We start from the raw sequence: 12,335 nt of genomic DNA, 5'->3' as shown, positions 1-12,335 counted from the left end.
TGATGAATATCGCGGCTTTTTTATTCGTGATAGTTAGCGGACCATATCAAGGTATAAGCTTTCAACTTTTGTACGTGCCCATTCGGTCTTACGTAAAAATTTGAGGCTTGATTTGATGCTTGGATCATCATTAAAGCAACGAATGTTAATCCGTGCCCCTAATTCATTCCAGCCATAATGCTCAACAAGTTCAATCAATACTTTCTCTAACGTAATGCCGTGTAGCGGGTTATTTTTCTGTGTCATGTTATATGCCGTCTTAGTGACTTATTTAAAGGTACGTCGTTATTAGTGCCTAGTGTAACTGACAATACGGTGATCCTCTATGTTGTTTTAGTAGTGGCAAGCAAAATTTGACATTCAAATATAAGCTAACAATATTAACAGCCGTAAAGGTATTTAATAATTTTAACGTTGAATATATGACAAACTAAATGGCACCGACTGAGAATAAAGGCGTTGCTTTATATAGAATAAGTGTTGCTTATTATGATGTTCAAATGAGTTGAATATTATAATGATGATGAAGTAACAACTTAATTATTGTTGGCCGTTTATTATTAATATGACTGTAATAACTTAATCGGTGGCTGTTTATTAATATTATTGGATTTTTTTCTTCGTAACAGAGCATATTTTTGATACTAATTTCCAGCTAAATTATTGGTTGGTAATTGCAAGAACTCACCATGAACCCTGCAAATAATAATGCCTTTTGTTCTTATGTTTATATATTCAAGTAATGAATAATTATAGCGCTACCATGAATTTATTTTGCACTGGCGATGAACTGTTTAGTGGTCTTCTTTGGCTGTTTTTTATACATTTAGAGCATCCTGAACCACGTAAATGTGCATCAGCTCGTTGACTAAAATCGCCATGAATAGCGCATGTTATAACCCTTTTGTGAAGTACTCCTGTATAGATGAAATGATCATATTTATAAAGGTTGTTATGAACTTGAGTTGTTTTCTTAATGTAGTTACTTTGTGATAATAAGTGCAGTGAAGCCCACGTTGGACCCCCTTTTCATGCTAGGTGTGCGTTTGGTGTTTGGTTAAAAATACCGTGAATCTGACAGTGGGTACTCCCTTTCTGTAATGTACCGTTATATACCAATTCTTGGTAAGTATATTTTTTGCCATGAATGGTGTTAGCGCACTCAATAAATTGACCAATAGTCAACTTTTTGGTGCCAGAACAGGCTTGGTAACCATATTCAGCGAGATGAACATCTGACCGTTGTTGAAAATTTCCATAGATTGGACAGGTAATAACACCTACCGTTTTGGCGTTTATGTAATCAAAAAAAGTATAACTGTATTTTTGATTATGGCGTTTTTTTGGCTTTATCGATGAAGATGATGGTACTTTTTTTATTTGGTTGATGTTGTTTAATTGAGTTGTTTTTGTTAACTGGAAAATAAAATATCAATAGCCAATGTTTTGTCAGTGGAAGGTAAATAATGCAATTTCTGATGAAGTAACGCTTTTTTAAACGAGGCTGAAGCAGGAATGATAAAAATACAATGTAAATAAAGATTAAAAAATGTTAATGATTACTTATGCGTAATACGCACATGATAATCTCGATCTTGAGTATCAACATCAAGAGCTAAAAATGGTAATCATTGTTTGCATTTATTTTGATGGCTATCACAAAACTGATCACGTAGATTTTGTGGTGCAGATGATAGGCTGAAAGATATTGAAATATAAGCCTATTAGTAAGCACCTCATAATATATAAGTTTCTATTATATATTTAATGGAGCTGCATAATTGAATGTTTATGATGATAAGACATTATTTTAGTAATTATTCAGTTTTATACTTCGATAAGATTTTTTGAAGTGTAAGTGCTGTTTTAATTAATTATTTTATATTATCTGTAATAAACACAATTAAGATAAGGAGTCGTAATAATAAAAGTACAGACGGTGTAGAGGATTTAAATATGAAAGCAGGCTCAGGGTGTAACGATATTCTTTCTGCAGCAAAAGTCATATTACTCGGACAGTTAATACTTGGATGTTTATTTACATTATTCATTTGTATTACAAATAATGCGTTTGGTGTGAAATCTGCAATTATAGGTGTAGCGATTGCTGTTATTCCTTCTTTGCTGGGGCTAGTGAGCGCAGCATATAAATTAAAGAAGAATGATGAAGTTAATATCAAATATTTAGCCAAGCTGAATTCATTAGTTAAATGGGTTTATACCGCGGTAATGATATTGGTAGTGGTTCGTTTTATACCGGTTAATAGCGAAATTATGTTGCTGGCTTATAGTGTTACATTTTTAGGATGCTTTTTAACTCCGATACTTAACAAACCTCAATTTAGGATGACGTAAGGTGGAATCAGTAACTACCGCTCACGATTATATTGAGCACCATCTAACATTCTTCACTGTGGGTAAGGGTTTTTGGAGCATTAACATTGACTCCATGCTCATGGTTTGGTTGTTAGGTTTACTGTTTATCGGTGTTTTTCGATATGTTGCATCACGAGGAACCTGTGGGGTTCCGGGTAAGTTGCAATGTTTTATTGAAATAACCTATGAATTTGTAAATAACCTTGTTAAGGAAATTTTTCAAACAAAAGACAAGTTAATTGGGCCATTGGCATTAACTATTTTTGTTTGGGTTTTTCTTATGAACACAATTGACTTATTGCCAGTTGATTTTATTCCAGCATTTGCTCGCTTACTTGGTTTTGAGCATTTCCGTGAATTACCTTCTGCGGATGTCAATGTGCCTATGTCGATGGCGATTGGTGTGTTTATGTTAATCATAATTTACACACTAAAAACAAAAGGATTGCGTGGTTTTATTAAAGAACTAACGACACAACCTTTTGAAAGTCCATGGCTTTACCCAGTGAATTTAGTTTTGGAGTTAGTAACACTAATATCAAAACCAATTTCTCTCGGTCTTCGATTGTTCGGCAACATGTATGCAGGTGAGATGATTTTTATCCTTATTGCATTAATGCCGTGGTGGATGCAGTGGGCGCTTAGTGTTCCATGGGCACTATTCCACATTCTTATTGTGTTCTTACAAGCGTTTATCTTCATGGTATTAACGGTTGTTTATTTGGCAATGGCCACAGAAGAACATTAATAAATTAAGTTCGATTTGAGTTTTAACTATTTAATAATTTTGGAGTCATTCATGGATATTGTAAGTGCAGTTCTTTATGTTGCTGGTGCACTACTGATTGGTTTAGGTGCGGCGGGTGCGGCTGCTGGTATTGGTAACTTAGCAGGTAAATACCTTGAAGGTGTTGCACGTCAGCCGGACCTTATGCCGATGCTACGTACACAGTTCTTTATCATGATGGGTCTTGTCGATGCGGTTCCTATGATTGGTGTTGGTATTGGTCTTTACATCATCTTTGCTGTGGCTTAATAGCCAGAACTACCGTTATAAATCATAACGTTATTTAAATAGTGAGGATGGTATGAATTTAAATGCAACCATGCTTGGTCAAGCAATTTCTTTTGTGATTTTTGTTTGGCTATGTATGAAGTATGTCTGGCCGCCGCTAACTGCGTTAATTGAGCAACGCCAACGTGAAATTGCAGATGGGCTTATTCATACAGAAAACGCAGCTAAAGAACTCGACATCGCAAAAGCGAATGGCGCAAAAGTTTTAGAAGATGCGAAGAAAAGTGCGAGTGAGTTAGTTGAGCAAGGTAATAAGCGCCGAGCACAGATTATCGAAGATGCCCACGCTGAAGGCGAGAAAGAAAAAGCCCGTCTTGTAGCGCAAGGTCAAGCAGAGTTAGAAAGCGAACGTAATCGCATTCGTCAGGAACTACGTGCTGAAATGTCCGATATGGTCATTGAAACGGCTCAGAAACTGATTAATCGCAATTTGGATACTGATGCTAACCGCGATCTTGTTAATAAACTTATCACGGAAATGTAACTGGAGAGCACATTATGTCAGATCCACTAACCATTGCTCAGCCCTATGCCAAAGCTGCATTTGATTATGCAGTTGCTAATCAGGCATTAGAACAATGGGAGCAAATGTTGACCATCGCAGCAACGGTTGCTAGTCAACCAATCATTGCTCAGCAGATTGAAGACAGCGAACAGTTAGGTGCTAGTGACTCAGAAGCGTTTACTGACATGTTCTTGGGCGTTTGTGAAGGTCTACTGGATGAACATGGCCAGAACCTGATCAAAGTAATGGCTGAAAATGGACGTCTAAATGTGATCGTTCAGGTTGTCGAACTGTTTCATGAGCTTAAAGATGATTATGAGCGCATGGTTACTGCGCATGTCACTACGACTGAGCCATTAAGCATTCAACAACAAGCCAATTTAGTACAGGCGCTGCAAAAGAAATTAAATCGCAGTGTTGAGCTTGATTGCCACATCGATGAAACGCTAGTAGGCGGTATGCTGATCAAAGCTGGAGAACTGGTGATTGACGGTACGCTTAAAAGCTCTATCAACCGACTCGCAACGAGCCTTCAGGTGTAATAGGTAATAGATATGCAACTAAACTCGAATGAAATTAGCGATTTAATTAGACAACGAATCGCCACCTTCAATGTGACAAGTCAAGCACGTAACGAAGGGACTATCGTCTCTGTAAGTGACGGTATTATAAATATCAATGGTCTTGCTGATGTTATGCAAGGTGAGATGATTGAACTACCTGGTAACCGCTATGCATTAGCGCTTAACTTAGAGCGCCACTCTGTGGGTGCGGTAGTGATGGGTCCGTATGCTGACCTTGCGGAAGGCATGAAAGTAACAGGTACTGGCCGTATTCTTGAAGTACCTGTAGGTAAAGGTTTATTAGGGCGTGTAGTTAATACCCTAGGCCAACCAATTGACGGTAAAGGCGCTATAGACAATGACGGTTTCGCACCGGTAGAAATCATTGCCCCTGGTGTTATTGACCGTAAGTCGGTTGATCAGCCTATCCAAACGGGCTACAAAGCGGTTGATGCGATGGTACCAATCGGTCGTGGTCAGCGTGAGCTTATCATTGGTGACCGTCAAACAGGTAAAACAGCGATGGCGATTGATGCCATCATTAACCAGAAAGATTCTGGCATCTACTCGGTATATGTTGCGATTGGTCAAAAAGCGTCAACTATTGCTAACGTAGTACGTAAGCTAGAAGAAAATGGCGCTCTACAAAATACTATCGTCGTAGTTGCATCGGCATCAGAAGCGGCTGCACTACAATACCTAGCCCCTTATGCGGGTTGTACTATGGGTGAGTATTTCCGTGATCGTGGTGAAGATGCGCTAATCGTATACGATGATTTATCGAAACAAGCGGTCGCTTATCGTCAAATTTCACTATTGCTTAAGCGTCCACCGGGTCGTGAAGCCTTCCCTGGTGATGTGTTCTACCTTCACTCTCGTCTATTAGAGCGTGCATCACGTGTAAATGCTAACTATGTTGAGCGTTTCACTAACGGTGAAGTAACAGGTAAAACCGGTTCATTAACCGCACTACCAATTATCGAAACCCAAGCAGGTGACGTATCAGCATTCGTACCAACAAACGTAATTTCGATTACTGATGGTCAGATCTTCTTGCAAACTAACTTGTTTAACGCAGGTTTACGTCCAGCCGTTGACCCTGGTATTTCGGTATCTCGTGTTGGTGGTGCCGCTCAAACTAAAATCATTAAGAAGCTGTCAGGTGGTATTCGTACCGCACTCGCGCAATACCGTGAATTAGCCGCATTTGCGCAGTTCTCATCGGATCTAGATGATGCAACCCGTAAGCAGCTTGACCACGGTGAAAAAGTAACAGAGCTGATGAAACAGAAGCAGTACGCACCGATGTCAGTGGCGGAGCAAGCACTTGCTATTTTCTCTGCTGAAAAAGGCTACTTGAACAGTGTTGAGTTATCACAAATTGGTGCATTTGAAGAAGCATTGATGGCATTTGCAAAAAGTCAGCACGCAGAGTTGCTTGCCTCAATCAATGAATCAGGTAATTACAACGATGATATTGAAGCAAGTCTGCATCAGCTTCTAAAAACATTCGTTGATACGCAGTCGTACTAAGTAACGCGAATACTTTCCGTCCGAACGACGCAGTATGAATGTAGATAGGAGCTAACCATGGCAAATGCAAAAGAGATCCGCACTAAAATCGCTAGCGTACAAAATACGCAAAAGATCACTAGTGCAATGCAAATGGTTGCCGCAAGTAAGATGCGTAAAGTTCAACATAACATGGAAGCAACCCGCCCTTACGCTGAAAATATGCGTAAGGTGATCGGGCACTTAACTTCCGGTTCGTTGGAATATAAGCATCCCTATCTTGAAGAGCGAGAAGTTAAACGAGTAGCTTACATCATTATTTCCTCAGACCGAGGATTGTGTGGTGGTTTGAACATTAACTTGTTCAAGAAAGCCATGGCAGATATGCGCCAATGGCGAGATCAAGGGGTTGATGTAGATACCACCTTGATCGGCTCAAAAGCAATTTCGTTTTTTCATCGCTTCGGCAACGTGATTGCACAAACATCAGGTATTGGTGACTCACCAAAACTCGAAGATATTTTAGGCCCGGTTAATGCCATGTTGGAGTTTTTCGACCAAGGAAAAATTGACCGTTTGTTCTTAGTTTACAACGAGTTTGTAAACACAATGGTGCAAAAGCCAAAGGTAACTCAGTTGTTGCCTAACCCAGAGCTTGAACAAGACGCGTCAGATGATGTGAATGAAAAAAGTCGTTGGGATTATATCTATGAGCCTGATCCTAAACCGATCCTAAATGAATTGATGCTTCGTTATATCGAATCACAAGTCTATCAAGGCACCGTTGAGAGTATCGCTTGTGAACAAGCAGCACGAATGGTTGCAATGAAAGCGGCAACAGATAATGCGGGTGAGCTGATTAATGATCTTCAGCTGGTATATAACAAAGCTCGTCAAGCAGCAATCACCCAAGAGCTAAGTGAAATCGTAGCTGGGGCACAAGCCGTTTAAACAGAATTTTAAGGACATCAAATGAGTACTGGTAAGATTGTCAAAGTCATCGGCGCTGTCGTTGACGTTGAGTTTGATCAAGATAGCGTGCCTCGAGTATATGATGCGCTTACCTTAAGTGACAGTGAGCATGCAGCACTTGTATTAGAAGTACAGCAACAAATTGGTAGCGGTGTCGTACGTTGTATCGCAATGGGTTCATCAGACGGTCTTCGTCGTGGTTTGGAAGTGGTTAATACTAATGCGCCAATTTCTGTGCCTGTAGGTGAAGAAACTCTTGGCCGTATCATGAACGTATTGGGTACCCCAATCGATGAGTGTGGCGACATTGGTGAAAAGAAAAAATATGCGATTCACCGCGCAGCACCATCATATGAAGATCAATCTAATAGCTCTGAGTTGTTAGAGACTGGCGTTAAGGTTATCGATCTTATTTGCCCATTTGCCAAAGGTGGTAAAGTTGGTCTGTTTGGTGGTGCGGGTGTAGGTAAGACCGTTAACATGATGGAGCTTATCAACAACATCGCCAAAGCACACTCAGGTTTATCGGTATTTACCGGTGTGGGTGAGCGTACCCGTGAAGGTAATGATTTCTACTACGAAATGAAAGAAGCTGGGGTACTTGATAAAGTTGCCATGGTTTACGGTCAGATGAACGAGCCACCGGGTAACCGTCTACGTGTGGCACTAACAGGTCTAACTATCGCGGAAAGTTTCCGTGATGAAGGTCGTGACGTACTGCTTTTCATCGATAACATCTACCGTTACACACTTGCAGGTACCGAAGTATCTGCACTGCTTGGCCGTATGCCATCAGCGGTAGGTTATCAGCCAACATTGGCTGAAGAGATGGGTGTACTACAAGAGCGTATTACCTCAACTAAAACGGGTTCTATTACGTCTATTCAAGCGGTATATGTACCTGCCGATGACTTGACTGACCCATCACCAGCAACAACCTTTGCTCACTTAGATGCAACCGTTGTACTGTCACGTAATATCGCCGCATTGGGTCTATACCCTGCGATTGACCCATTGGATTCAACTTCACGTCAGCTTGATCCATTGGTTGTTGGTCAAGAGCACTATGATGTTGCCCGTGGTGTACAAACGGTACTTCAGCGTTATAAAGAACTGAAAGATATTATTGCTATTTTAGGTATGGATGAATTATCTGAAGAAGATAAATTAACGGTATCTCGTGCACGTAAGATTGAACGTTTCCTAACTCAGCCTTACCACGTAGCAGAAGTATTTACTGGTCAAAAAGGTATTTTCGTTTCTCTTAAAGAGACTATCGCTGGCTTTAAAGGCCTATTAAGCGGTGAGTATGATGATATTCCAGAACAAGCATTTTTGTACTGTGGTAGCATTGAAAATGTACTCGAAAAAGCGAAAACCTTATAAGGCTTGAGGAGGCATTATGGCTATTGGCGTTACCGAGAACACGTTCCAACTCAATATCGTAAGTGCTGAGGGACCCTTGTTCTCTGGTCCAGCTCACGCGCTGGCAGTTTCAGGCTCCGATGGTGAGTTGGGTATTCGCCCTGGTCACTCTCCTTTATTGAGCCGACTAAAACCTGGTGTAGCAAGCTTCGTCACAGATTTAAAGGATCCCGAAGAAATCCTTTATATCTCAGGCGGAATAGTTGAAGTTCAGCCCAACGTAGTAACTGTACTTGCCGATACGGCAATGCATGGGAAGGACATCGATCAAGCCCGCGCTGATGAAGCTCGCCGCGCCGCCGAAGAAAACATCAACAAGCATGCTGATGATGTTAACTTCGCCATGGCGGAAATGGATCTGGCGAAAGCAATGGCACAATTACGTGCAGTTGAATTAACCCAGAAACAAATGCGCCGTTAAATCAGTTGGAATAATACGCTAACAGCACCTTGTGGCTAAATCACCATAGCGATTAAGGTGCGGTTATTGTCTTATGCTTACTGCTTGCTGTCTCTATAGGTCTCCAGCCTAATACCAAGGGACAAAATAATAAAGATACAGGATGTTATTTATTATTGGTGAACGTAAGTTTACCGTCACTATCTAAAGCCCCTGCACTGTACCGAGTGTAGGGGCTTTTTTTATTAATAATAGAATTTAAATATCCAGTTAGGGAGAATGGCACAAGTCAAAATCGTTAATAGCGCAAATAATAACAATCCGTAGTGGCTAGTTGTTGGTTTTTCAAATAATAACGTTGTTGTTGAATAAATTGTTGTTGTTGGGCTGTATTTTCTCCCCAGATATAACTGGTTAAAATACCGAAGAATATAAATGTAAATGTTCCAACAGGGGCAAACCACGGCCATGCAATATCTAAGTATCGAATAATAAAAATAGCTATTATGCTAAATATACTGCCAATGATGACGCCTTTTTCATTAGCATTTTTGAAAAAAAAGACCTAAAATAAATGACCCTAAACGAATCCCTACAAAAATCGAAGTTAGACTTGCAATTGTTTTAAGTACTGACTCATTTGAAATAGACATTAATGCAGGAATTATAACGAGAGTTGCAGCTCCAAGACTCATTTTTCGAGCGATATTGTCATAATGTATGTCTTGTTTATCTTTATGAAAAAAACGCTTATAAATATCAAATGTTGCCACTGTTGCTATTGAATTATAAGTAGAATCAAGCGTTGACATTGCTGCTGCGGCTAAGGCAGAAATAATCAAACCAATAATTATTGGATTGGTGTGATTAAATACAAAATCGAGAATAATTTCGTTACTATTTATAAAGGTTTTATTTTGATAAAAAATATTAAGTAATATACCGAATATTGAAAAAAACAAATAAATAAAGAAAGCGCCATAGCCACATAAAAGCATTGATTTTTGTGCTGTTTTTACACATTTAGTTGCTAAGGTTCGTTGAATAATTAATTGATTTGCACCATAGACACTAAGGTGTAAAAAACTGATCGCAATTACACCTGTCCATAGTGTAGTATCGACGCCTAAATCAAAATCAAGATTAATAATATTCAGTTGTTCTTTAGTTAATGAGATGCCTGTATTAATTTCCATTAAAAGACAGAACATAATTGCAAGGCTACCTATCACTAATATGGCTGATTGTAATAGGTCTGTCCAAATAACAGTTGATATACCGCCAGCATAAGTATAAAACGCAGTAAATAAGCTTATGTAAATAATGGCTTCTGAAATAGATATTGGAACGACTTGGATTACAATTAGAGAAATCGCATAAAGAACAACACCAGCAGAAAGACACTGTACTAAGATAAAAACCAAAGAATTAATCGTTCTAGCATAAACCCCAAATCGAAATTCTAGATATTCATAGATAGAGGTGAGCCTTAGTTTGTAGAAAACGGGCACAAAAAAGAGAACTGCAAAAAATATCACGATAGGATAGTTTAAATGCATACTCATCGCTTCCATCCCTGAACTATATACCCAGCCAGGCATACCAACAAATGTCATTGCACTAATATATGTAGCAAGAATAGAAATACCAGCAGAAAACCACCCAAATTGTTTCCCGCCAGTCGAAAAATCCCCCCCCACGCAATAATGTTTATTTACTAAATAACTGACTAATAATGTTAATAATATATATGTAGCAATGACTGCGAAACTTGAGTACGTAACCATTATTGGCTTTCCTACATTTCTAATATATTTAATCTTTGTTGTGATATTACCTGTAAATGATTTTAATCTTGATTTTTATCATTTTAATTGTGATTTTAATCACGAATGTTACGTTATATGCGTCTAAAAGATCACGTTGTTATTTATATGTAATATCTGTGACCTTGCTCGCTAAAATGGCATTATTGGGTACGTATTCATTTCAATCTCGACTTTGATCACGGATCTTTAACCATAGAAAATATTATTATCCACCTTGAAGTTAAGGCACTTTAAAATTTAATTAATTAATTTCAATGTGTTTTAATAAAATATAAATTTTATATAAATTAGAGGTTTATCGGTAATGAATGCCAAAAGACATATGAGCGAAGTTCCGATGATTCAAAGGGTAGCTGCCTATTTTGCAATTCTAGTTGGTTATTTTTTCTATTGTTATAACTTTGTTGTTATTGACTACGTACGCCCATATATTGTTGAAGCCTATGATGGTATTACCCTTTCTGACACAGCACAATTTTACACTTGGCAATCAATTGGTGCGTTAATCGGTGCGTTAAGTTGTGCTTGGGTTGCGAGTAATTTTGGTAAAAAATCAACGTTGATAGTGATCACCGCGCTTAATGGCGGTGCAACAATTATCAATATGTTGTTTACCGATTACGCAATGTGGGCGCTAATGCGTTTCATTATTGGTATGTCTCTTGGTGGTTACTTTACCGTTGCCGTTAGTTTGATGATTGGCTTATTTACGCCAACCGTTCGAGGTAAGTTAACGGCATTTGCTTCTTCAATGTTCTCAGTGGCATTAATGGTAATGGGTGCTTACGCTGCCTTTATTTCAAGTGTTGATGCACCATGGCAAAGTTTAATGTGGATCGGCGGTATTCCACCACTTGTTGCTGCAGTATTAATGATTTTTGTATTACCGAGCGATAAAAAAGTGATTGCTTATGGTGAAGAAGAACAATCACCATCAAGCAATGAACCAGTGAAAAAAGGCTCTTGGGGGGAAATGCTCAGTAAGCCATACCGTGTTGTGACTATCTCATGTTTATTATTAGCAGGTCTTAACTTTTATGGTTTCCAATTCTTTAGTGGTTTTGTTACTACCTATTTAAAAGAAGTGCGTCATTTCGACGGAGCAACAATTGGCGTTATTTTCTCTATCTCGGCTTTTGGTTCTTTATTTGGCGCGTGGATTTGGGGAGCTGTTGCCGATAAATATGGACGTAAAGTTAATGCATTTGGTCTTATTCTAGCCGGTATTATGGCATCAGTTTTCTTTGTTGCGCCAAGTAATATAATGATTGGTAGCCTAAATATGTTAGCGATTTTAGGTCTTATTTATAACTTTGGTTTATCGTCATCAGCAGTATGGGGGGGCTATTTCTCAGAGTTATTCCCATCGCATTTACGTAGCTATGGTGCAGCATTATTCCACGGTGGGCGAATTATCGGCATGTGGGCACCAATGGTACTTATTTTTATTCAGGAACGTACGAATTTAGAAACAGCAATGTGGGGATCACCTATTGTTTGGATCATCGCAGGTTTGTTGTGGTTCACACTGCCTGAAACATTAAAAGGTGGCATTTTCTATAAAGAAAAAACACCAAAAGCAGTAACAGCATAAGTTATTACTGCTCATTAATTAAATAGAATTATTTTATAAATTATAAACGATACTGACCAGTGCTTCAGATCGGATTAAATATGG

At 38.9% G+C, this 12,335-nt stretch carries 11 protein-coding genes and 1 pseudogene; 10 read left to right on the top strand and 2 right to left on the bottom strand.

Going from position 1 to position 12,335, the window contains the following annotated elements; all coding sequences use genetic code 11:
• Window positions 1–33: 33 nt before the first annotated feature.
• A complete protein-coding gene (locus BTN98_RS12000; protein ID WP_060996813.1) occupies window positions 34–246 on the bottom strand; it encodes a VF530 family protein in 213 nt (70 codons plus the stop codon).
• A 1,710-nt stretch (window positions 247–1,956) separates the two neighbouring features.
• Here BTN98_RS12000 and BTN98_RS11995 point away from each other — a divergent pair.
• Genes BTN98_RS11995 through BTN98_RS11955 form a run of 9 tightly spaced genes read left to right on the top strand, consistent with a single transcriptional unit; the run spans window position 1,957 to window position 8,849 of the window.
• The gene (locus BTN98_RS11995; RefSeq protein ID WP_060996812.1) at window positions 1,957–2,355 is read left to right on the top strand and encodes an ATP synthase subunit I; all 399 of its coding nucleotides are present in this window, start codon (window positions 1,957–1,959) and stop codon (window positions 2,353–2,355) included.
• Between the two features lies 1 nt (window position 2,356).
• Window positions 2,357–3,124 carry a F0F1 ATP synthase subunit A gene (gene atpB / locus BTN98_RS11990; protein WP_060996811.1) on the top strand — a complete coding sequence of 256 codons (768 nt, stop codon included), beginning with the start codon at window positions 2,357–2,359 and terminating at the stop codon, window positions 3,122–3,124.
• Window positions 3,125–3,175: 51 nt separating this feature from the next.
• On the top strand, window positions 3,176–3,412 hold the full coding sequence (gene atpE, locus BTN98_RS11985; RefSeq protein ID WP_036791577.1) for a F0F1 ATP synthase subunit C: 237 nt from the start codon (window positions 3,176–3,178) through the stop codon (window positions 3,410–3,412).
• 52 nt (window positions 3,413–3,464) lie between these two features.
• Window positions 3,465–3,935 (top strand): F0F1 ATP synthase subunit B, encoded by a 471-nt coding sequence (gene atpF, locus BTN98_RS11980; RefSeq protein ID WP_060996810.1) that lies wholly within the window; start codon window positions 3,465–3,467, stop codon window positions 3,933–3,935.
• A 14-nt stretch (window positions 3,936–3,949) separates the two neighbouring features.
• Window positions 3,950–4,498, top strand: a complete 549-nt coding sequence (locus BTN98_RS11975) for a F0F1 ATP synthase subunit delta (RefSeq protein WP_060996809.1) — start codon at window positions 3,950–3,952, stop codon at window positions 4,496–4,498.
• A gap of 12 nt (window positions 4,499–4,510) precedes the next feature.
• Window positions 4,511–6,052 carry a F0F1 ATP synthase subunit alpha gene (atpA, locus tag BTN98_RS11970; RefSeq protein ID WP_060996808.1) on the top strand — a complete coding sequence of 514 codons (1,542 nt, stop codon included), beginning with the start codon at window positions 4,511–4,513 and terminating at the stop codon, window positions 6,050–6,052.
• Between the two features lie 57 nt (window positions 6,053–6,109).
• On the top strand, window positions 6,110–6,982 hold the full coding sequence (atpG, locus tag BTN98_RS11965; RefSeq protein ID WP_060996807.1) for a F0F1 ATP synthase subunit gamma: 873 nt from the start codon (window positions 6,110–6,112) through the stop codon (window positions 6,980–6,982).
• Window positions 6,983–7,003: 21 nt separating this feature from the next.
• Entirely contained in the window at window positions 7,004–8,389 is a 1,386-nt protein-coding gene (gene atpD, locus BTN98_RS11960; protein WP_060996806.1) for a F0F1 ATP synthase subunit beta, read from the top strand.
• 16 nt (window positions 8,390–8,405) lie between these two features.
• A complete protein-coding gene (locus BTN98_RS11955; protein ID WP_060996805.1) occupies window positions 8,406–8,849 on the top strand; it encodes a F0F1 ATP synthase subunit epsilon in 444 nt (147 codons plus the stop codon).
• 224 nt (window positions 8,850–9,073) lie between these two features.
• On the opposite strand, the pseudogene BTN98_RS11950 reads toward BTN98_RS11955, so the two are convergent.
• A pseudogene (locus BTN98_RS11950) lies at window positions 9,074–10,615 on the bottom strand (sodium:solute symporter family transporter).
• 346 nt (window positions 10,616–10,961) lie between these two features.
• On the opposite strand from BTN98_RS11950, the gene BTN98_RS11945 reads away from it, so the two are divergent.
• On the top strand, window positions 10,962–12,251 hold the full coding sequence (locus BTN98_RS11945; RefSeq protein ID WP_060996803.1) for an MFS transporter: 1,290 nt from the start codon (window positions 10,962–10,964) through the stop codon (window positions 12,249–12,251).
• Window positions 12,252–12,335: the final 84 nt, after the last annotated feature.

Origin of the sequence: Photobacterium aquimaris, assembly GCF_002954455.1 — a bacterium.
Classification (GTDB): domain Bacteria; phylum Pseudomonadota; class Gammaproteobacteria; order Enterobacterales; family Vibrionaceae; genus Photobacterium; species Photobacterium aquimaris.
Note: the sequence above shows the minus strand (reverse complement) of the source record. Positions and strands in the feature narration are given on the sequence as shown.